At 39.1% G+C, this 20,325-nt stretch carries 21 protein-coding genes; 9 read left to right on the forward strand and 12 right to left on the reverse strand.

What is annotated here, in order from left to right; translation table 11 throughout:
* Window positions 1-14: 14 nt before the first annotated feature.
* The gene (gene uxuA / locus SKC36_RS09835; RefSeq protein WP_459465756.1) at window positions 15-1,196 is read right to left on the reverse strand and encodes a mannonate dehydratase; all 1,182 of its coding nucleotides are present in this window, start codon (window positions 1,194-1,196) and stop codon (window positions 15-17) included.
* Window positions 1,197-1,466: 270 nt separating this feature from the next.
* Here uxuA and SKC36_RS09840 point away from each other — a divergent pair, with 270 nt between their 5' ends.
* Entirely contained in the window at window positions 1,467-2,570 is a 1,104-nt protein-coding gene (locus SKC36_RS09840; protein WP_459465757.1) for a LacI family DNA-binding transcriptional regulator, read from the forward strand.
* On the opposite strand, the gene SKC36_RS09845 is transcribed toward SKC36_RS09840, so the two are convergent.
* From SKC36_RS09845 to SKC36_RS09860, 4 genes are all read right to left on the reverse strand, one after another.
* Window positions 2,567-3,445, reverse strand: a complete 879-nt coding sequence (locus tag SKC36_RS09845; RefSeq protein ID WP_459453761.1) for an alpha/beta hydrolase — start codon at window positions 3,443-3,445, stop codon at window positions 2,567-2,569. The genes SKC36_RS09840 and SKC36_RS09845 overlap by 4 nt on opposite strands.
* Before the next feature lie 7 nt (window positions 3,446-3,452).
* Window positions 3,453-4,451, reverse strand: a complete 999-nt coding sequence (locus SKC36_RS09850) for a ThuA domain-containing protein (protein WP_459465758.1) — start codon at window positions 4,449-4,451, stop codon at window positions 3,453-3,455.
* Between the two features lie 133 nt (window positions 4,452-4,584).
* A complete protein-coding gene (locus SKC36_RS09855; RefSeq protein ID WP_459465759.1) occupies window positions 4,585-5,037 on the reverse strand; it encodes a nuclear transport factor 2 family protein in 453 nt (150 codons plus the stop codon).
* Window positions 5,038-5,068: 31 nt separating this feature from the next.
* Window positions 5,069-6,328, reverse strand: coding sequence for a YeiH family protein (locus SKC36_RS09860; protein ID WP_459465760.1), 1,260 nt, complete (start codon window positions 6,326-6,328; stop codon window positions 5,069-5,071).
* Between the two features lie 70 nt (window positions 6,329-6,398).
* Between SKC36_RS09860 and SKC36_RS09865 the strand changes: the two genes are divergently transcribed.
* Both SKC36_RS09865 and SKC36_RS09870 read left to right on the forward strand, forming a co-directional pair.
* A complete protein-coding gene (locus tag SKC36_RS09865; protein WP_459465761.1) occupies window positions 6,399-7,367 on the forward strand; it encodes a glycoside hydrolase family 43 protein in 969 nt (322 codons plus the stop codon).
* Between the two features lie 16 nt (window positions 7,368-7,383).
* On the forward strand, window positions 7,384-7,779 hold the full coding sequence (locus SKC36_RS09870; protein WP_459465762.1) for a hypothetical protein: 396 nt from the start codon (window positions 7,384-7,386) through the stop codon (window positions 7,777-7,779).
* A 51-nt stretch (window positions 7,780-7,830) separates the two neighbouring features.
* Here the strand turns inward: SKC36_RS09870 and SKC36_RS09875 are convergent, their stop codons facing one another.
* From SKC36_RS09875 to SKC36_RS09885, 3 genes are all read right to left on the reverse strand, one after another.
* Window positions 7,831-8,031 carry a hypothetical protein gene (locus tag SKC36_RS09875; RefSeq protein WP_459465763.1) on the reverse strand — a complete coding sequence of 67 codons (201 nt, stop codon included), beginning with the start codon at window positions 8,029-8,031 and terminating at the stop codon, window positions 7,831-7,833.
* 95 nt (window positions 8,032-8,126) lie between these two features.
* Window positions 8,127-8,591: a GNAT family N-acetyltransferase gene (locus SKC36_RS09880; RefSeq protein WP_459465764.1), complete on the reverse strand. Its 465-nt coding sequence runs from the start codon at window positions 8,589-8,591 to the stop codon at window positions 8,127-8,129.
* Window positions 8,591-9,043: a DinB family protein gene (locus SKC36_RS09885; protein ID WP_459453752.1), complete on the reverse strand. Its 453-nt coding sequence runs from the start codon at window positions 9,041-9,043 to the stop codon at window positions 8,591-8,593. The genes SKC36_RS09880 and SKC36_RS09885 overlap by 1 nt, the downstream gene beginning before the upstream one ends.
* A gap of 109 nt (window positions 9,044-9,152) precedes the next feature.
* Between SKC36_RS09885 and SKC36_RS09890 the strand changes: the two genes are divergently transcribed.
* The 4 genes from SKC36_RS09890 (at window position 9,153) to SKC36_RS09905 (ending at window position 15,493) form a co-directional block, all read left to right on the forward strand.
* Window positions 9,153-10,217: a DUF3500 domain-containing protein gene (locus tag SKC36_RS09890; RefSeq protein ID WP_459465765.1), complete on the forward strand. Its 1,065-nt coding sequence runs from the start codon at window positions 9,153-9,155 to the stop codon at window positions 10,215-10,217.
* Window positions 10,218-10,323: 106 nt separating this feature from the next.
* Window positions 10,324-11,814 carry a DUF1593 domain-containing protein gene (locus tag SKC36_RS09895; protein WP_459465766.1) on the forward strand — a complete coding sequence of 497 codons (1,491 nt, stop codon included), beginning with the start codon at window positions 10,324-10,326 and terminating at the stop codon, window positions 11,812-11,814.
* Between the two features lie 166 nt (window positions 11,815-11,980).
* Window positions 11,981-12,616, forward strand: coding sequence for a 3-keto-disaccharide hydrolase (locus tag SKC36_RS09900; protein ID WP_459465767.1), 636 nt, complete (start codon window positions 11,981-11,983; stop codon window positions 12,614-12,616).
* 18 nt (window positions 12,617-12,634) lie between these two features.
* Window positions 12,635-15,493 (forward strand): PVC-type heme-binding CxxCH protein, encoded by a 2,859-nt coding sequence (locus SKC36_RS09905; protein ID WP_459465768.1) that lies wholly within the window; start codon window positions 12,635-12,637, stop codon window positions 15,491-15,493.
* A 1-nt stretch (window position 15,494) separates the two neighbouring features.
* Here the strand turns inward: SKC36_RS09905 and SKC36_RS09910 are convergent, their stop codons facing one another.
* Together SKC36_RS09910 and SKC36_RS09915 are read right to left on the reverse strand one after the other, a co-directional pair.
* On the reverse strand, window positions 15,495-15,929 hold the full coding sequence (locus SKC36_RS09910) for a GNAT family N-acetyltransferase (protein ID WP_459453747.1): 435 nt from the start codon (window positions 15,927-15,929) through the stop codon (window positions 15,495-15,497).
* Between the two features lie 4 nt (window positions 15,930-15,933).
* A complete protein-coding gene (locus tag SKC36_RS09915; protein ID WP_459453746.1) occupies window positions 15,934-18,027 on the reverse strand; it encodes an outer membrane protein assembly factor BamB family protein in 2,094 nt (697 codons plus the stop codon).
* 298 nt (window positions 18,028-18,325) lie between these two features.
* Here SKC36_RS09915 and SKC36_RS09920 point away from each other — a divergent pair, with 298 nt between their 5' ends.
* Window positions 18,326-18,655: a nucleotide pyrophosphohydrolase gene (locus SKC36_RS09920; protein WP_459453745.1), complete on the forward strand. Its 330-nt coding sequence runs from the start codon at window positions 18,326-18,328 to the stop codon at window positions 18,653-18,655.
* The gene (locus SKC36_RS09925) at window positions 18,652-19,029 is read left to right on the forward strand and encodes a GIY-YIG nuclease family protein (RefSeq protein ID WP_459465769.1); all 378 of its coding nucleotides are present in this window, start codon (window positions 18,652-18,654) and stop codon (window positions 19,027-19,029) included. Before SKC36_RS09920 ends, SKC36_RS09925 begins: the two co-directional genes overlap by 4 nt.
* Here the strand turns inward: SKC36_RS09925 and SKC36_RS09930 are convergent.
* Both SKC36_RS09930 and SKC36_RS09935 read right to left on the reverse strand, forming a co-directional pair.
* The gene (locus SKC36_RS09930) at window positions 18,940-19,908 is read right to left on the reverse strand and encodes a transposase (protein WP_459464749.1); all 969 of its coding nucleotides are present in this window, start codon (window positions 19,906-19,908) and stop codon (window positions 18,940-18,942) included. The genes SKC36_RS09925 and SKC36_RS09930 overlap by 90 nt on opposite strands.
* A gap of 35 nt (window positions 19,909-19,943) precedes the next feature.
* The gene (locus SKC36_RS09935) at window positions 19,944-20,258 is read right to left on the reverse strand and encodes a transposase (protein WP_166373554.1); all 315 of its coding nucleotides are present in this window, start codon (window positions 20,256-20,258) and stop codon (window positions 19,944-19,946) included.
* Between the last annotated feature and the right edge of the window lie 67 nt (window positions 20,259-20,325).

Consider the following 20,325-nt stretch of genomic DNA (forward strand, 5'->3'; position numbering starts at 1 on the left):
ATTGTATTTATGCTTTATTTCATGCGGGATATGGCCAATTCCATTCCCCTTATTTCTGCCAAACCCCGTAATCGACCTATGGCCGAATATCCAGGATAAGTCTTTTTTTGTAAATCATCTAACATTTGGTGCCCATGGTCCGGACGCATGGGAATTTGCTCACCTCCTCGTTTTACTTCCTCCTCATGTATCGCACGAATCACTTCGAACATAGGAACATCTCCTGCCAAATGTGGCGCTTCGTGAAAAATCAAAGGCTCTTCTTGTTCTCTTTTCGTCGTTCTGAGATGTAAAAAATGTATTCGATTCGCAAATCGACGAATCATTTCAGGCAAATTATTATCAGGCCTAACGCCTAATGAACCCGTACAAAAAGTAATACCATTGGCGCGCACGGGAGATGCATCCATCAATGCGGCTAAGTCAGACTCCGTACTAACTACCCGAGGTAATCCCAATAAGGGGAAAGGAGGGTCGTCTGGATGAATGCACAAATTAACTCCTAATTCTTGTGCGTAAGGCGCTACTTGTTGAATAAAATAATGCAAGTTTTTACGCAATTCATCTGGACCAATGGCCTGGTATGCATCTAATAAACTTTGAAAATTCTCTAAATGAAAAGCCTCCTCGGAACCTGGTAAACCCAATAAAACGGTATTTTGCAGCTCATCCTTTTCGGCAAGAGTCATGCTTTCAAACTTCGATTTTGCGGCCTCTTGAACTGCCAAAGTATAGTCTGATTTAGCTGCAGGTCTTTTTAGAATAAACAAATCAAAAATAGCAAAATCCGTCAAAACAAACCGAAGCGCCCTTGCCCCATCTGGCATCTCAAAATCAAGCTTGGTTCTAGACCAATCCAAGACCGGCATAAAATTATAACAAACCGTTTTAATGCCCTTGGCGGCTAGGTTCGACAATGATACTTGATAGTTTTTAATGTACTGCTCTCGTTCAGGAAGGGCCTTTTTTATCGCCTCATGTACAGGTAAACTTTCCACCACGGACCAATGCAAGGGCGTCCACTGTTCATTACCATTTTCTATGATATCTATTCTCTCCTGAATAGCTTCTTTTGACCAAACCTCTCCTACTGGGATTTGATGTAAAGCAGTAACCACACCGGTGCAGCCAGCTTGTCTAATATCCATTAAAGAGACTGGGTCATGAGGCCCAAACCATCGCATGGTATGTTGCATGAGGTAAAGAGGTTATTTGCTGTGAAAAGCCAAAAATAGCAACTTTATACTGATGGTAATGGCATATATTTTTTCAAATACACATATGCTTTTATCAGCAAAATGTCCTAATTTAAGCCTAATATAGGCTTTTTATATGGAAATGCGTCTCCGTAAACGATACCGATAGGTTTGTAATTTCAGGTAAATTGAATACTTAATTAAAACAAAGAACAAATATTGGAAATCTGTCCTAAATGCTCCACCAATCATTTTGTCATTCGAGCTGGAATGATCCGCGGAAAAGTTCGTTACCAATGTAAATCATGTCAGGTACATTTTACCCAAGAGCAATCGGCACAGCCTATTCCCCAAAAACAGATTCATACCACCATTAAAGACATTGCCAACATCATGGGTGTCTCGATTGCAACGGTATCAAGGGCATTAAATAACAAACCAGATATTAGTCCTAAAACCCGAGAAGCAATTCAAAAATTAGCCTTGGAACTAGATTATAATCCCAATTTGTTTGCCAAAGGCTTCCAAAGAGGGGAAACTAAAACCATAGGCGTGGTAATCCCAAATATAAAAAGACCATTTTTTGCAGAGGTATTATCAGGTATTCAAGAGGTCGCCAATGAACGAGGCTATCGGGTCATGATCTGTCAATCGAATGAATCATATGAAGCCGAAATAAGCAATATTCAGGGGCTATTAGCTAGCCATGTGGATGGTCTTTTAATTTCTCATTCAAAAGAAACAACGCGTTTCAACCAAATTAAAAATCTATTTGAAAAAGGATTACCCATGGTCCACTTTGACCGAATTTGTACGGAGGTAGATACTCCCAAAATCCGGCAAGAAGATTTTGAAGGAGCATTTCAGTTAGTAGAGCATTTAATTCAACAAGGCTATCAACGTATCGCCATTTTAGCTGGACCACCTGAATTACTGATTAGTCAAAAAAGGAAAGAGGGCTATTTACATGCATTGGAGAAATATGGTTTAGTCATACAAAAGGACTACATGGTGCATGGTGATTTCAGCAAAGAATTTGCGCTAGCTAGTTTGGATAAGTGGCTACAATTACCTGAACCACCCGATGCGATTTTTGCCATACATTATTTAAATGCAGTAGAAATTATTCAATATGCCAAAGAGCTGGGTATAGCTATCCCCAAACAATTGGGCATCGTTGGGTTTGGAGATGAATATTTAGCGGAAATAGTGGACCCTCCCCTGACAGTTTTCCATTTATTCCCTCAAAAAGTAGGGGAAATTGCTGCTTGTTTATTGTTTGATGTCATTTCTCGAAAGGATTCTACTCAACAAGCGGATGTCTTAGTACAGGGCCAATTAATCATTCGAAAATCTTCCTTAAAAAAGGCCTAAGGTAGGTATTGGTGAAAGCGCAACCAATGCTCAAAATCTTCTGTCCAATGATCAGAGGGCGTATTCATTTGTCGCATGCCAAAACCATGCCCACCCTGGGTATACATATGCAATTCTGCTGGTTGTTTGGCATTCAACCATTCCGTATATAATTGCACTGAATGAGCCGCTAAGCCCAAATTATCATCGCTGGCTGCTGCTATAAAAATAGGCGTACGATTCTTAGGTATTTGACTTCCCAAAACGGCTTTTTTGTACAGGTATATTGGCGCAATAAAATTTGGGCGATTGGCATCTGAAGCTGTTTGTAAAACAGACATGGTTAAAGTTCCACCTGCAGAAAAACCCATAAAGCCTATTTTCTGGGGATTCAAACCCATGGTCTGAGCATGCTGGCGAACATACTCCATCGCTTTTATTCCATCCTTTGTGGCCAATTCCACGACTGGAGCATTAATTTTATCCAATTGATTAAAATCCTGCATCTTCGCACTTAATTCTTTCACTGGGTCATTCGTAAGCGTATGAACTAGTCGATATTTTAATACAAAAGCAGTAATCCCCCTTTGATTCAACCATTTGGCCACTTCGATACCTTCGCTATCGATGGATAATATATGAAAAGCTCCACCGGGTGCTACGATAATCGATGTCCCATTTGCTTTCGATTTCTCAGGAAAAAAAGCCGTAATGCTTGGTTCTACCACATTGTAGACTAACCTTGTTTTAAAGCCATTCGAACTGCTTTCTGCTTCTGTCCAAGTCCATGATTCAGAACCAGGTGCTTTCCCTTGATATAAGGGTATCCGCTCTTGAGAAAGGGCCAGTTGATGTAACAAACACAAAAATACAGCCAAGAATAAGCCTCTTTTCATACGCTAGCTATTTCGTATATTCGCTCTTTGAAGAATCGTCAGCCTTGGGAAAATCCGAAGGAATTGGGATATCAACTTTTCCTGTTGCTGCCCATTGCGCTCCACGTAACAAGGTGGTAATAAAACCTACACAGGAAACAGAATAATCTGCATGGCCCATGGGTGTGTGAAATACTCTTCCTTTTCCATATTGGGTGACTATGAGCATAGGTTCATGTCGACCGCTTCCCTTATTTTCTTTAGCTGAAAAAGCAGTTCCTAAGATTTCCATATTGACAGCTGGTCCACGTAAACGGTCATACATTTCATCTTGGCTATGCATCCAAGTGAGCGGCATGCCCTTGGTGATGGGATGATTTGAGTCACGAATCGTAATTTGATATTCCTTTTGAGGTCCATGCGAACCAGCGCGACCGGCCTGGGTATCTTTGACTAATTTTCCATCCATGTCATAATAAACATAGGGACCATCTTTTTCGGTACGGTCTCCCCAACCCCCAAGACCAATCATTTCATTATAGGCTGGCCATTGTGGAAAGGAATTATCGGCAGCATGAATAACCACTAAACCTCCTCCTTTTTTCATGAATTTCTCAAAGTCCAATTGGGTTTCAGCAGGCCAAGGAGCAGCATTCCATCCAAAATTACAAATCACTAAATCATAGTCAGAGAATTTAGGATGGAAACTTGAATCAGCCTTAGGCTTTGGCAGAGATACTGTATTCTCAAGGCCTGGCAACATGTATTTAGGAATCAAATCTGCCGCATTCCAAGTGAAATGAGATCGTTGCACATCCACTTTGAATTTTCCTGATTGCTCTAAAAAATCCTTCATCATAAAGGTAATTTTCGGCCATTGATCATGGTTATTTTGACCGTCAACTATCAAGGTTCGAATGATTTTAGATTTGGCAGCAGGCTTTACAGCTTTTGTTTCTCCCCCATGTAGTAGGAATATACTTAATAAAATGGTCGAGAATAGAAGTCGGGTGGAGAATTGTTTCATAGCAAAAATGGTTGTGTACAATAATAAAAATGAATGCATTTCCATTCGGAATTACTACATAGATACAAGTAATCTTAGCATTTTCAAAATAGCCAAAGATTGAGCTTCAAGGGTAATATTTAAATTGATTCCATTAATGATCGTAGCTAACTACTCGTGATATTTTCCAATTACCTTGATCATTCTTCCAAATCATCAAAAACTTAAATTCGCCTACTTCCAATTTCCCATTTTCAACATGGGAAAAAGTATGTCGACCTATATGAATAGCTCCGTAGTCTTTTATCGGGTGAACCTCCAAAGTTCCGGGTACTAATTTCCGAGTTAATACATATTCCCGATTAAATATCTGTTGAAAATTAGCAATAACTGTATCATAATGAAGTAAGCCACCATTATCTTGAAACCATTCTAAATCTGATGTAAAGAATTGTTTAAAAGCGGGCATATTTCGCTCATTGTAGGCTTGAAACATCACACTATCTAAATGGGCTATTTGCCGATATAAATCAGCAGATTTACTTGACTGCGCTGAAGCAGACCAACAAATAGCCCAAAAAGAACAGATGTAAACAAAAGTTTTCATTCGATATCATCCATAAGAAAATGGCCCTTTTTTATTTAAACAAGAAATAAGCGATTACCAGGGTAACTAGCACATTAAAACCTTGAGCTATAAGGAAGGCATACAAAGGTTTTTTGCCTTCGCTGCTAAATAAATCGGCGAACTTAGTCTCCAAGCCAATGCTGGTAAAAGCTAAAGCAAACCAAAGTCCTTGAAGGGATTTTAAACCACCTTTCACTTCAGAAATAACATCTCCAGAAATGACAAATGAAAATAAGAGGGAAGCCGCCACAAAACCGATGACAAATTTGGGGAAACGTTCCCAAATGATGCCCAAGGTAGGTTTTGATTCTTTGGCTACATCCGACTGATTGTTGGTATATGTCCAATAAATCGAAATCCCAAAAGCCGCTAAACCTAATAAGACATTTTGAGAAAATTTGACAATGGTACTAATTTTTAATGCTTCCTCTCCAATCAAAGAACCTGAGGCAATAACGGCCCCAGTGGTATCGATGGTACCACCTAACCAGGCTCCGGTTACTGCTTCTGATAAACCCAAGGCTTTAGCAATGATGGGCATAAAAATGATCATTGGGATGGCCGTAATTAATACAATGGAAATGACATAAGAAAGCTTCTTAGAATCTCCTTTGATGGCCCCTGCTGTAGCAATCGCAGCTGAAACGCCACAAATGGAAACGGCACTTGAAATCATGATAGCCATTTCCTCGTCAATTCCCAATTTTTTGGAGACCCAGAAAGCAAAATACCAGACGGAAACAACCACTAGTAGCGCTTGAACAAGACCTAGAGATCCTGCTTTTAAAATATCCCCAAAAATGATACTAGTACCTAATAATACCAATCCTATTTTCACGAATAATTCGGTGGATAATGACTCCCTTAACCAATCTGGAATATTGGAAAAATTACTGATGATTAAGCCAATGGATAAGCTGAAAATAACTGCTTCTAAATTCCAATTTTTTAGGAAGGAATTACCAGCCAAAATAAGGGCCAAGGTGGTTAAAATAAAAACAATTGGAAATCCTTTGATGGTGGCCGCTACATCTTTACCCAAAGTTTTGGTGGCTAAAATTGCAATGGCATATACCCATAAAAACAATTTACCTAGGTTGAATAAATTCGTACCGTTTATTACTTTTTCTCCTAATTCGGCTGCGTTTTCCCAAGCAAAAACGGGGCTTGGTATTTTAATTCCAAAGAGGGCTAGGGCAATAATTAAGAATCCAAAGACCACGACAGTCCAGTCTTCTGTTAAGCTAAATGTGGTTTTGTTGTTTAACATAGAAATGGAATAAGTTTAGGTAAATTAAAAGAGTATTTTAACTTTGATAAGACAAGTTATTAAAAACTCTATGAAATTAATATACTATTCCTTTTTTTTAATTCTCGCTCACTCACTAAGTGCTCAACAAAAAACCTCAGGAAATCCCCTATTCCCAGGATGGTATGCCGACCCGGAAGCCATCATTTTTAACAAGCAATACTGGATTTACCCGACCTATTCAGATGTATATCAAAAGCAAGTCTTTTTCGATGCCTTTTCTTCCAAGGACCTAGTTCATTGGAAGAAACATGCTAGCATAGTGGATACCTCTGCCATCAAATGGGCCAAAAAAGCCATGTGGGCTCCAGCGATTGTTCAAAAAGACAAAAAATATTATTTGTTCTTTGGTGCCAATGACATTCAGAGTAATCAGGAACTGGGAGGTATCGGCGTAGCGGTTTCAGATAAACCGCAAGGACCTTTCAAGGATTTAATTGGGAAGCCATTAATAGGTCAATTTCAAAACGGCGCTCAGCCCATCGATCAATTTGTATTTAAGGATAAAGATGGTCAATACTACATCATTTATGGCGGTTGGAAGCATTGTAACATAGCCCGATTAAGTCCGGATTTCAAATCCATCGTCCCTTTTGAAGATGGAAAAATGTTTAAGGAAATCACCCCCAATGGCTATGTGGAAGGCCCTTTCATGTTCATACGAAACAATAAATACTATTTTATGTGGAGCGAAGGGGGCTGGACTGGCCCTAACTATTCCGTTGCCTATGCCGTGGCAGATAGTCCATTTGGTCCATTTGAAAGAAAAGATAAAATTCTCAAACAGGATCCCCAAGTAGCCACTGGAGCTGGACACCATTCTGTGATACAAATCCCAAATACTGACCAATGGTACATTGTCTACCACCGAAGACCATTAGACGAGACGGATAGAAACCATCGGGTTACTTGTATCGAACCCATGTATTTTGATGATAAAGGGGATATACTTCCGGTAAAACTAAGTTTTAAGGGGGTGAATGCGCAAAAAATCAAATAGTCGAACAGCCTAAAGCATGAAAAAATGGATTCCCTTTAAGCTTGCCTTGAGCATTTTCTTAGGATTCGCTACTCTAGCCATGCTGTTCCATCTACTGGTCCTACTGGGAATTGTGCCTGCTGATATTGTTTGGGGTGGCCGCTTACAAAGTCGAAATGAACTCATCCAAATGGAAAGCATTTCCTTGTTATTATTAGCCTTCATGGCTGTCATTGTTTCCATGAAGGCTCGATGGATATTTCCCAAATTCTACAAAATCGCGGATTATTTGGTATGGCTGATACCGCTTCTATTCTTCTTGAATACCTTGGGAAATACGCAAGCACTGAATGTGACTGAACGAATTATCTTCACGCCCATCACCTTTATTTTGACTCTGATTAGTTTGCGAATAGCCTTGGAGAAAACTTAATATAATAAGCTACTAGTTCTAAGATTTTCTAGCAGTTTTGAGTAAATGAAATTATAATTCCTCTGCATAATGCCTTAAAGATTTTTCGTAAGCTTCATTGATCATTTCTCTAGATATTTCACGAACTCTTATAATTCCATTTAAATTCGTTTTTACTACCATAATGCCCTTGTAATGATGCATTTTATTAAAATCCATACCTTTACTATTCGCCCTTCTAATTGACTCGGTTGTTACTTTTAAAATGCTCATTTATTCGGATTTAATTAGTTTTTCGAAAATAATATAAATATCCTACCAAAAAATTCATCCTCTTATTTTTAATATCTCAAATTGAAAAATACCAACTAACTTATATCCAAGCTCATTTTTATGTCCGCTCGGGTGTACAACACAGGGCCTAAGTCTATTTCAACAAATCCAAATCGACGGTACATTTCCACAGCTCTTTCTAATCGACGATTGGAATAAATAATGATCTGTTTTATCCCTTGTTGTTTAGCATAATCCAAGCAATGTTCCATTAACAATTTACCTATTCCTAATCCTTGAAATGCTTCATTGACTGCCATTTTGGTCAACTCAAATACCTGGTCTTGAATCTTCATCAAGGAAACTGTTCCTACAATTTGGTCACCATACCAAGCATAGAAAATTTGTCCACCTGGAGCTAAAATTACCTCCTCGGGATTGGATAAAACCTGCTGATCAATCTCCTCTACATGGAAATACTTTTCCAGCCATTCAAAATTTAAATTCCGAATAGCATCTCTATGCTCAGGTTCAAAATGTGTAATGCGAATTTGACTCATTAGTTATCCAACAGTCGACGGTGATAATTTATCTGACCTAGATGGTAACCCAAATGAACCGCCAGATGAACAAAATAATACGCTGATTTCATCGAATGGTCAAAGACTTCCATGGGATAATCTTCCTCCAGTTGTTCTTGACTTATCTTGGGTAAAACCTGTTGCATCATCAACTCGGTTTGTGCAATCATGTCCATCAATTGCACTCGCGGCACAGCCTTATCCGAAAATTCCTTGTCTCGATTTCTAACATAACCTGTATTGCCATAAACCGACCCAAAATAGGTTTGCAAATTTCCAATCAGATGCAAACATAAATTACCGGCGGAATTAGATATAGACCCATCTACTTTCCATAAATTAGCTTCATCTTGGTACTGCGAAATTTCCCTTTTTAAGCGATTTAAATCTCGAACAAATAGTTTTAATAAATCTTCGGTCAACATTTCCATAGAATTAGTACACGTGCATCTCAAATATAGAATAAAATAGCATGCTAAAATGAGTACCCGAGCATTTGTATATTCATTAAAATGAATACTTTTAACAAAATTCCTTACCATGAAAACTAGATCCATTTACCTATTTATTGCGCTGATTTTACCTATGAGCCTATTTTCGCAAAATAGCATGCGCATTCACCAGGCCGTCAACTCGTTTTTAGCAAGCCTAAATCAAGATGAACTGAAAAAGGTAAGCTATTCCTTTCAAGATAGTGTTCGAAAAAAATGGACTAATCTTCCCGTAGGTTTAGTTCCAAGACCCGGCATACAATATGGTTCTCTGTCAGACAAAAGTAGACTAGCCTTTCATCGGGTTTTAAGTTCATTATTAAGCTCTCAAGGCTACTTAAAAACCACCAGCATCATGCAGCTGGATGATATTCTGAATACTTTATATCAAGAGGCCTACGACAAAGGGGAAATCAAAAAGGAATTTTTGACCCAAATGCAAAAGCTGAATTGGGCACATGGTAATTATTATATCTCCATTTTTGGTAAACCTGGGGATGCTCCTTGGGGAATGAATTTTGGAGGGCATCACATGGCCCTAAGTTTAACCTCTGATGGCAAAAAAATAAGCATGTCGCCCTATTTCATTGGAACAGATCCTTCTGAAGTTAAATCTTCTAAATATGCTGGACTAAGGGTTTTAAGTAAAGAAGAAGACTATGGATTTATGTTGGTCAACATGCTTTCAGATGCTCAAAAATCAAAAGCCATTTTACAGCAGTCCGTTCCAAAAGATATCATCACTTCTCCCAATAGTCAACAGCGAATCGACTCCTATTATGGAATTGCAGTGAAAGAATTTACAGATGCTCAAAAGGCCATGTTAAAAATCTTGATTCAAGAATACATCCATAATTTTGAACATGAAAAATCGCATCAAATGATGGATAAAATTGCTACCACGGGTATGGATAAAATCTATTTTGCTTGGGTAGGAAGTTTAGAGAATAATAAGTCACATTATTACATCATCAATGGACCCGATTTTCTCATTGAATATGACAATGTAGGCTTTCAAAATGATGGAAATCACATCCATGCCATCTTGAGGGAAAAAGGAAATGACTTTGGTGCTGACTTATTAAAAATACACTACCTTGAATCAAAACATTGATTAATCGGAAAATTAACCCTAATTTGTCTATCAAATTTGTTATAATACCCCAATATTGAAGCCAAATTAGGCCCACAAAACCATTTGAATTAATTCATTTCTACCCATGAGAAAAATTTTCTTTTTCCTTCTCTGCTTGGGATTATTCACACCCCTGTTAGCTAAAGAACATTTACCTAGAACCATTGTCACCACCGATGGTGAAATTGATGATGTGGATACATTCATCCGTATGCTTTTATATTCCAATGAATTTCACTTAGAAGGTTTGGTATATTCCAGCTCCATGTGGCATTATAAGGGTGATGGAAAGGGGACCTTGTTTACTTCTGAAATGGAGATGACCAAAAAAATGTACGGAGCTAAAACAGATCTGCGCTGGCCTGGGGTACAATGGATACAAGATTTATTAAAAGCCTATGCTGAGGTTTATCCCAACTTATCTCAGCATGCCAAAAACTACCCAAGTCCAGCTTACCTCAACAGCCAAGTGAAAGTAGGCAATATTGACTTTGAGGGAGAAATGGAAAAAATCACGCCGGGTTCTGAATGGATAAAAGCAAAACTTATGGACAATAACCCTGAACCCATTTTTTTACAAGCTTGGGGAGGAACCAACACCATTGCTCGAGCTTTAAAATCCATTGAAGAGGCCTATTCCAAACAAAAAGATTGGCCAAGCATACAGGAAAAAATTTCGAAAAAAGCCATCATCTATACCGTCATGGACCAAGATGCTACCTATAAAAAGTACATCGGTCTACATTGGCCCAACATTCGGGTATTTTACAATGCCCATCAATTTGGAAGCTTTGCCTATCCTTGGAAAAGAATCATGCCCAAAGCAGCTCAGCCTTATTTTGAAGGTCCATATATGTCAAAGAACATTATACTGAACCATGGCCCACTTTTGAAAATGTATTATGCGTATGGAGATGGACAAAAACAAGCCGGAGATGATGAACACATACATGGTGATCCTAACAAATTGAAAAATGCTCAATGGGGAAGCTTTGTCCCTTATGATTTCATTTCAGAGGGAGACTCTCCCGCATTTTTACATTTAGTGGATGTAGGTCTAAACAATTTAAATAATCCATCTTATGGAGGATGGGGCGGTCGATTTGCTCCGGCCAAAGATAATCCGTATCGATACGAAGACAATGATGATGCTGCTGATTTCAATCCTGAACTAGGCAAATTAGATATTAATTATTCGCAAACTCGCTGGCTCATTGCACTCCAACAAGACTTTGCGGCGCGAGCAGATTGGTGTGTAAAAAGCTTCCAAAAGTCGAACCATGCCCCTCAAATTACCGTCAGAGAAGGCATGAAAGTTTATGCCAAAGCAGGTCAACGATTAACATTAAATCTGTTTGCTTTAGATCCAGATAAAAATGAGGTGAACTTAAGTGCTTGGCCCTATAAAGAAGCTGGAAGCGGGGCAGCAGATATCCAGGTTGCAGGAAATAAAGCTGTGGTTAATATCCCACAAACGGCTGTCAAAGGTCAAACTTATCATGTAATTATCGAAGGAAAAGACAATGGTACACCCGCATTAACAGGATATCGTAGAGTGGTAGTTCATATCCTTTAAACCACTAAATAAAATAGATTCAATAAAAAATTGTACAATATTGTGCTGATTTGGGTTTATCTATTTGATTTTCTCTTATATTGAGAGGCAAATTCATCTAAACCTAATAAACGAATCTAGCACTCCCTTTCAAAAGTACAGGGAGAATGATGATTCAATCAGCAGCATGAAATCATTGATTTGGATAAGCTTACTAGCTTGTTTTAGCATACCTCTTGCTTTTGCTCAAAGCCCCAAAACCATCTCTTTGTTTGATGGCAAAACATTTCGTGGCTGGGAAGGAGATACCCTACATACTTGGCGGATTGAAAATGGCATGATTCTCGGTGGTTCATTAGACAATACCGTTCCACACAATGACTTTCTTTGCTCGCAAAAAACTTATTCCAATTTTATTCTTAAACTCAAAATCAAGCTGACGGGTAACGAAGGATTTGTTAATTCCGGCATTCAATTTCGCAGCAAACGATTGAGCAATCCTACCTATGAAATGATAGGTTACCAAGCTGATTTTGGCACAGGTTATTGGGCTAGTCTTTATGATGAATCAAGGCGAAATAAAACCTTAGTTAAACCAGATGATCAAGAGGTTTTAACGTGGATTAAATTCAACGATTGGAATGAATATGAGATCAAGGCTATTGATCATCATATTCGACTATATATCAATGGTAAAATGAGTGTGGATTATCAAGAAATGGATGCGACTATTCCCCAATCTGGATTAATCGGAATACAAATCCATGGTGGCGGAAAGGCCCTAGTTGCTGTCAAAGATATCGTCATTCAGGAATTACCTTAAAACAATCTCTTAAAACCTATGAACAAATCTGTTAACTATTTTTGGGGTATTACCTTATGTCTTTTTTTGGCAAATCCCATTTGGGCAATAAGTTCCAATGCCATCCAACAAGATAGTAGTAAAGTCGATTTTGACTATACCTTAGAAGCAACCATGCTAGGGTATTTTTCGAAAGATGGAACAAGAAACCCTACCCTAAAAGCCAATAAAGGCAAAAAAGTACGGATTACTATTGTCAACGGAGAGCAAATGACTCACGACATCTCCATGGAAAAAATAGGGATCAAGAGTTCTACCATTTTAGACAAGGGATCGAGTACGAGTATCGTATTTATTGCTCAGTCAAATGACACCTATTTTTGCTCCATCCCTGGTCATCGGGCGGCTGGTATGGTTGGAAAATTTGAAGTGGTAGAAGGAGCTATCACAGCTGAGCTTGTAAAAGGAATAAGGCCTAGCAAAAATGGAAAACCCCTAAACTTCCATTTTGAATCAGGAAATTTGGAAGATTGGAAAGCAGAAGGAGAGGCCTTTGCAAATCCTATCTTCAACCAAGATCCCTCTCCTGTTCATGATAAAAGCATGAAAATCAGTCCTGAAGGAACACATTTCATCAGTAGTGGCGGAACTAAAAACTATGCTTTGACAGGTAGTTTAAGCTCTGTACCATTTAAGGTAACACAGCCTTTTGCTAGCTTTTTGGTTTCAGGGGGCGCATTACAAGATACACGGGTAGAATTTGTTTTGGCCAAAAGCAAAAAGGTCATTTTCCGCTCTACGGGTCAAGGTCGTGCCACTTTACAACCCGTGGTGGCGAACTTAAAACCCTATTTACAACAAGAAATCTTTATCCGCATCATTGACAACGAAACGGGAATCACTCCTATCCCCTACGTAGCCCATGACAAATTCGCGCACATCAATTTTGACAACTTTCAATTCCATGCGAATCGGCCAAATTTCCCCAATGAATTACATCAAAAGGACATCATCATTCTTCCCCCATTGGATCCTGTACTCAACGCCGGACTTTCCGGTTTAAAGGCCGCAGAAGTAATGACTTTACCCAAAGGTTTCAAAATTAACTTAGCCGCCGCCGAGCCTGATATTGTTCGTCCAATCAGTTTCACCATAGATGCTAGAGGGCGTTTGTGGGTGGTGGAAGGTCATACCTATCCCGTTCCTGCTCCAGAAGGACAAGGAAAAGATCGCATCCTGATTTTTGAAGATACGGATGGCAATGGGACTTTAGACAAACGAAAAGTCTTTATGGAAGGCTTGAATTTAGTGAGTGGCATTGAAGTGGGCATGGGTGGGGTTTGGCTAGGTGCAGCTCCCTATTTATTATTTATACCTACCGACTTACAAACGGATAAACCGACGGGGCCTATCCAAAAACTATTGGATGGCTGGGGAGTACAAGATACCCACGAAGTATTAAATAGCTTGCGCTGGGGACCCGATGGATGGCTCTATGGCAATCATGGGGTCTTTACCCATTCCAATGTTGGTAAACCAGGAGCAAGCGATCGAGAAAGAACCAAAATCAATGCAGGTGTTTGGAGATACCATCCCATCAGTCATCAGTTTGAAGTCTTTGCTGAAGGAACGAGTAATCCTTGGGGAATCGACTTCAATGAGTTTGGGCATCCTTTTATAACGGTTTGTGTGATTCCGCACATGTTCCACATCATCCAAGGGGCACGCTACGAACGACAAGCGGGAAAACATTTTAATCCTTACACCTATGAGGATATTAAAACCATCGCTGATCACCGCCACTATGTAGGAGATCGTGGGCCGCATGCAGGCAATTTTAGATCAGCTTCCGCAGGAGGTGGCCATGCTCATGCAGGGGCTATGATTTATTTGGGAGGAAATTCTTGGCCTAAAGAATACCGAAATAACATCTTCATGAACAATATCAATGGTTCGAGATTGAATGTAGATCAGTTAAACCGGCAAGGTTCAGGCTATTCAGCTTCTCACAAAAAAGACTTTATTGTCATGAACGACTCATGGTCACAATGGCTCAATTTTAAATATGATCCAAGCGGTTCAGTATTTGCCATTGACTGGTACGATAAAAACCAATGCCACAGTTCTAACCCAGATGTACACGATAAAACGATGGGTAGAATTTTTAAAATCACGCATGAAAACGACAAATGGGTACAAGTGGATTTACATAAAGCCTCTGACATGGATTTGGTGAATTACCAGCTTCATGCCAATGAATGGTATGTTAGACAGGCTAGAACCATCTTGCAAGAAAGGGGCGCAAATCCGAAAGTTCATGAGGCCCTCAAAAACATCATCGATAAAAACCCAGATGTGACTAGAAAATTGAGAGCACTCTGGACACTACATGTTACTCAGGGTCTGACCGAAAAAGATGTTGCTCAATTATTAACGAATCCGGATGAAAATGTACGAAGTTGGGCTATTCAATTGGTTGCGGAAAAGAAACAAGTCTCAGCTAGTATTTTAGGCCAATTTGAGGCCTTGGCACGTACAGATAAATCGGCACAGGTTAGATTGTATTTAGTTTCTGCCTTGTTACGTTTGGAACCCGCTCAGCGTTGGAATGTATTGGATGCCTTGGTACAAAAAAGCGAAGATAAAACAGATCATAATTTACCTTTAATGCTTTGGTATGCTGCCGAACCATTGGCAACTTTGGATGTCAAACGTGCTATTCAATTAGGTGTCAAAGCGAAAATGCCTAAATTTTTACAATATACCATTCAACGAGTGGCTGCCTTGAAATCGGATGAAGCGATGAACTCATTGAAGGAATTACAATCCAAATTAGGGCATTCCCATGAGAACCATGAAATCACTATGTTATTGGACAAAGTATTGAGTCAAAAATAGCCTACATGGGACTGGATTCGGAAGAAATGTGGGACATCCTTCTCTCCATTTTCACGTATTCAATCCCATTTTTCAGGAATGCTTCGCCCACTATTTTCATGCCAAATTTTTCATAAAACTGGACCTTGGAAACTCGGGCGTTGCACCAAATTTTTTTTACATCTGCTTGACTAAATTGTTCAAACACATGCTTCAATAAAAGGGACCCATAGCCTTTGCCTTGTTCTGAAACAAGCGTGGCAAATTTCCGGAATTGGAGGGATTGATTCTCCTGGAAAAGGGAAATAACGGATTTCAATTGACCTTCATCAATTAAGCCCAAGTGCATAGCCGTTTCATCACCTGCTAGCTTAACAAAATCCAGGTCTTTATCTGGCCACATGACTTCCTGGCGAATCACTAAAACTTGTTGGATCGGAATTTCTTGAATTTGCATGAAACTAATTTAGTGAAAAAGCGAGGTAGTGGTCGCCCGACTTGGTTTTCAACTTGCCTCCTCCACAAGCGATGACCACATATTGCTTGCCATCTACAGAATAAACCGAAGGAGAAGCATATCCAGCCGCAGGCAATTTATATCTCCATAATTCCTCGCCCGTTTTACGATTGAAAGCCCTGAAATATTCATCTTTAGTGGCAGCGATAAACACCAAACCCCCTGCTGTTACCGCCGGACCCCCATAATTATCAGTACCCGTTCTAGGAATTCCTTGAGCCATTAATTCGGGATATTCCCCCAAAGGAACTTGCCAAATTTTCTTACCTGTATGCATATTCATGGCAGTCAAGGTGCCCCAAGGTGGTCGACTGACCGGATAACCTTTGGAATCAAACCAGCGGTTATAGCCCGTCATCAAATAATCTGAAACAGATAAAAGGTTAGAGGCTTTTACTTCCACATTATCCCCATGTAAATAGGCCCAAATTGCCTCCTTTTGTTCGAGACTTATATGTTGAAAAGAGGGCATTCTACCTCTACCTTGATTCAATAATTGAAGGTAGGTTTTAAGGGTGTATTTTTTATCTAGATCGAGCAAAGCAGGAATGGAACCATCTTCATTTCCTTGTCTATTTTCTCCATGACAGCTCATGCACTGTTGTTGATAAATACTTCCAGCCTTAGTTAATTTGAGGCTTTTAGGGTTAGGAATTAAAGCACTGTAAACTGGATTTTCTTTGGCAGGAATGTACATCACGTACTGCTCGTCAACTGCCGCCCCACCCCATTGAGCGCCGCCATCGGTTCCTGGGAAAAAGATCGTTTTTTCTTTACCCACGGGAATATAAGCATGTCCAGATTTGGCTAAAGCCAATTCCTTTTTGATTTCATCTGAATTGGATGCCCAAGGATTAATATCTTTTTCAAAAAAGCTTTGACGCGTAAATGGCTCTGGCCAAGTGGGGATCGGTTGCGTTTTAGCGGCTACTTCCCCGGGAATATCGGAGGCAGGAAAAGGAGTTTCTACTATGGGATAAATGGGCTTGCCTGTCACACGGTCAAAGACAAACATAAAACCCTGCTTACTTAAAACGGAAACGACATCCTTCTTTTGCCCTTGAATGGTCAAGGAAAATAAATTGGGAGGCGCAGGTATATCTCGATCCCAAATATCATGGTGAACCGTCTGATAATGCCATAACCTTTTGCCTGTTGTGGCATCGAGGGCAATCAAGCAATTGGCAAATAAATTGTCTCCTTTTCTATTTCCTCCGTAAAAATCAAAGGCCGCCGAACCGGTGGGGGCGTAAACGATTCCCCTTTTTTCATCCAATGCCATGCCCATCCAGCTGTTGGCTCCCCCTAGATTTTGATAATTATATTTCTCCCAAGTGGTATATCCATATTGACCGGGTCTTGGAATGGTATGAAAGGTCCAAACTAATTTTCCAGAAATGACATCATAAGCTCTGATATCCCCCAAAAGTGCCGTAGCAGATTCTGAAACCCGCGTCCCTACGATGACTAAATTTTTAAAAATAGTCACAGGGGTATTGAGAGATACATATTCATCAGAGCCCTCGCGTTGAATTCCTGATAATAAATTCACTTTACCCCCTTCACCAAAACTAGGAATTGGCTTACCCGATTTAGCATCCAAGGCAAATAAATACTGGCCATATCCAAAAAAGATCCGTGATTTTTTGCCTTGGCTCCAATAGCTGACACCTCGACTGGTGGTGCTATTGGTTTTAACTTGAATATGGGTTTTCCAAAGTTCCACGCCTGATTTAGCATCAAGCGCAAAAGCTTGGGTGTTGGCAGAAACGCCGTACATAATGCCTTTGATGATGATGGGGTTGCACTGCATTTGCGTGCTATTTGTGGAGGTATCTGCTCCACCTGCATCGTATTCCCAAGCCAGACTTAATCGATGTACATTGGATGGATTTATCTGTTTTAAAGGGGAAAAGTGGTTGCGATCATTCGCTCCATGGTAAGAGGGCCAATCTATATTGACCTTGTTTTGCCAAGCAGTAAATCCTAGCATCAAGCCTAGCAAACAAATCCCCAAAATAAACAGCCAGGTTTTCATTGGAATTGAATTTGTCAAATGTAAGGGTTTCGGGGGGAAAATGAATAGGATGGGTTGAGGATTTATATTGCCTTTTGTGCTAATGGAGAAATTGAAGTATTCCTTTTTACATAGACTCATCTTGCATTTAAACTAAACAAGGAACTTCTATTTATCCTTTCAATTTTCTATCTTCAAAAAATACTACACATTAAATCTATTTCAACAGCCATTATTTATCATTGTAAAATTTGTGAAACCTTTATTGCTGAAATAGCAAATATAAAATTACCTTGACAATGCATATACTAACTATTTTATGAAAGAAAGCGAAGAAATTATACAAGCACTTTTAAAGTTCAGAAATGAAAGAGATTGGGAGCAATTTCATAATCCAAAGGATTTAGCTTTAGCAATAAGCATTGAATCGTCTGAACTTTTAGAATTATTTCTTTGGAAGAAAGCAGAGGATGCAAATTCTGATAAAGTAAAAGAAGAACTTGCTGATATTTTTTCATTTGCCTTTTTACTAGCTGAAAAATATGGCTTTGACGTTAAGGATATTGTTTTAGAAAAAATCAAAACAAATGGAGAAAAATATCCCGTAAATAAAGCAAAAGGTACAGCTAAAAAATATACAGAGTTATGAGTTTGAATAACGTTTTTGAAGTAAAGCGATATGATTTCAATTCAAACTTATTTAATGAGTTTCAAAATCTTCATTATGCTAAAGATTTTTGGCCAATTGTTTATATTCTCAGTGATGGGGCAATAAAAGAAGCATATGTTGGCGAAACAACTGATACATATGCTCGAATGACTAGCCACTTGAAAAGTAATGCCAAAAATAAACTTTCCTCAGTTCATTTAATCACTAGTGAAAAATTCAATAAATCTGCAACTCTTGATATTGAATCTTGTACAAACCCCTTATTACTTGGACACATTTGTAGAAACAGTTGTGTAATAATTGCTTGTTTTTTCGTTCAAATTTTGTTTAAGGTATTGATAATCTTGGTTTAAAACATCACTAGTTTCGTGTTGGTTTTTGTACAAATTTTGTTCGACACGTTTTTGGTTTGTGATGTGGATATGCTGATCCCATTTTTCGCTCGGGGTCATTTTGATTGCTTTATGGAACCTGCGGGTGTTGTACCAGATCGTGTGAGCGAATATAGTTTGTTTGGCATCATAGTATCCCGTGAACTCGTAACGGTCGATTACTTCTCGTTGAATGATGGAGTGAAAGGCTTCGATGTAGGAATTTTCTTCAGGCGTTGCAATGTGTGTAAACTCTTGATTGGCTTCAGCTGTACGGAGAAATTGCTTGACGTTATTTGCTATAAATTGTGACCCATTATCATTTCTAATGGTTACTCCTTTGATTCCGTATTCGTTGTTTATTCGTCTAAAGGCATTGATTACATCCATTTGTTTGATGCTTTTTTGAAAAATCTGATCTACGATTTTGCGAGAAAAAACATCGATGATGGTCAAGAGGTAAAAATTCCTTTTTTCACCGTGTACATAGACATACTTGATGTCCAAGCATAAGTATTCCATCGGGTAGTAAGCCTTAATTTTACGATGTTGGACAAATTTACGTCTGCCGCTCGTTCGTATCACTTTCCCTAAAAGAAGGTTGTGTTCATCCATTAAACGGTAAACTTTCTTCTTGTTAATGTAATAGTCAAGTTTGCGTAATTCCCCTGTTATGTTTTCATAACCATAGCAACAAAACTCTTGGGAGAGAATGTCTTTTATTTGCTCGATAACGACTTGGTTTTCGACCAAATCTCCATCTTGTTTCCAAGTGTGAGAACTCGCTTTAACGCCCGGTTTTCCGCCTGTAGACTTGTAATAGTAGACGCTGGAAGGAAGATTCGACCAAGATAAAAGCATCCGTGTGGGAGCCTGCTGATTGTATTGTAAAACAATCATCTTCTTGTCTTGATTAGCACAGGGCTTTTTTTTAGAAGCTCTGATTTAAATTCAATTTCCAAAGCTTGTCTGGCGATGATTCTTTTTAAGCGTTCATTTTCTTCTTCTAAAGCTCTCAGCTCAGGATCTACTCGCTTGTAAGCAGGCTTTAGCCCTTCTACTCCTTTGGAAAGGTATTTATTCTTCCACTTAGCATACAGACTAGGTGCTAAATTATACTTCCGGCAAGTAACCGTACTTCCCTCTCTTTGACCTTCTTGAATAATAGCTAGACGGTCTTCTGGACTGAATACTCTTCTTTCTCTTTTCATTTTCCCTAATTTAATTGGTTCTAAACTCTTTTTAAAATTTAGTCCAGTCTATTAGGGGGTTAGTACA

It is taken from the genome of Aquirufa sp. OSTEICH-129A (assembly GCF_054558355.1).

Excerpts from the sequence above, each read along its gene's own strand:
- SKC36_RS09925 (WP_459465769.1), top strand. The coding sequence starts at position 18,652 with ATGAGTTTGAATAACGTTTTTGAAGTAAAGCGATATGATTTCAATTCA.
- SKC36_RS09845 (WP_459453761.1), bottom strand. The coding sequence starts at position 3,445 with ATGAAAAGAGGCTTATTCTTGGCTGTATTTTTGTGTTTGTTACATCAA.
- SKC36_RS09930 (WP_459464749.1), bottom strand. The coding sequence starts at position 19,908 with ATGCTTTTATCTTGGTCGAATCTTCCTTCCAGCGTCTACTATTACAAG.
- SKC36_RS09875 (WP_459465763.1), bottom strand. The coding sequence starts at position 8,031 with ATGAGCATTTTAAAAGTAACAACCGAGTCAATTAGAAGGGCGAATAGT.
- SKC36_RS09890 (WP_459465765.1), top strand. The coding sequence starts at position 9,153 with ATGAAAACTAGATCCATTTACCTATTTATTGCGCTGATTTTACCTATG.
- SKC36_RS09900 (WP_459465767.1), top strand. The coding sequence starts at position 11,981 with ATGAAATCATTGATTTGGATAAGCTTACTAGCTTGTTTTAGCATACCT.
- SKC36_RS09910 (WP_459453747.1), bottom strand. The coding sequence starts at position 15,929 with ATGCAAATTCAAGAAATTCCGATCCAACAAGTTTTAGTGATTCGCCAG.
- uxuA (WP_459465756.1), bottom strand. The coding sequence starts at position 1,196 with ATGCAACATACCATGCGATGGTTTGGGCCTCATGACCCAGTCTCTTTA.
- SKC36_RS09920 (WP_459453745.1), top strand. The coding sequence starts at position 18,326 with ATGAAAGAAAGCGAAGAAATTATACAAGCACTTTTAAAGTTCAGAAAT.
- SKC36_RS09850 (WP_459465758.1), bottom strand. The coding sequence starts at position 4,451 with ATGAAACAATTCTCCACCCGACTTCTATTCTCGACCATTTTATTAAGT.
- SKC36_RS09885 (WP_459453752.1), bottom strand. The coding sequence starts at position 9,043 with ATGGAAATGTTGACCGAAGATTTATTAAAACTATTTGTTCGAGATTTA.
- SKC36_RS09860 (WP_459465760.1), bottom strand. The coding sequence starts at position 6,328 with ATGTTAAACAACAAAACCACATTTAGCTTAACAGAAGACTGGACTGTC.
- SKC36_RS09915 (WP_459453746.1), bottom strand. The coding sequence starts at position 18,027 with ATGAAAACCTGGCTGTTTATTTTGGGGATTTGTTTGCTAGGCTTGATG.
- SKC36_RS09880 (WP_459465764.1), bottom strand. The coding sequence starts at position 8,591 with ATGAGTCAAATTCGCATTACACATTTTGAACCTGAGCATAGAGATGCT.
- SKC36_RS09855 (WP_459465759.1), bottom strand. The coding sequence starts at position 5,037 with ATGAAAACTTTTGTTTACATCTGTTCTTTTTGGGCTATTTGTTGGTCT.
- SKC36_RS09840 (WP_459465757.1), top strand. The coding sequence starts at position 1,467 with ATGATCCGCGGAAAAGTTCGTTACCAATGTAAATCATGTCAGGTACAT.
- SKC36_RS09895 (WP_459465766.1), top strand. The coding sequence starts at position 10,324 with ATGAGAAAAATTTTCTTTTTCCTTCTCTGCTTGGGATTATTCACACCC.
- SKC36_RS09865 (WP_459465761.1), top strand. The coding sequence starts at position 6,399 with ATGAAATTAATATACTATTCCTTTTTTTTAATTCTCGCTCACTCACTA.
- SKC36_RS09905 (WP_459465768.1), top strand. The coding sequence starts at position 12,635 with ATGAACAAATCTGTTAACTATTTTTGGGGTATTACCTTATGTCTTTTT.
- SKC36_RS09870 (WP_459465762.1), top strand. The coding sequence starts at position 7,384 with ATGAAAAAATGGATTCCCTTTAAGCTTGCCTTGAGCATTTTCTTAGGA.
- SKC36_RS09935 (WP_166373554.1), bottom strand. The coding sequence starts at position 20,258 with ATGAAAAGAGAAAGAAGAGTATTCAGTCCAGAAGACCGTCTAGCTATT.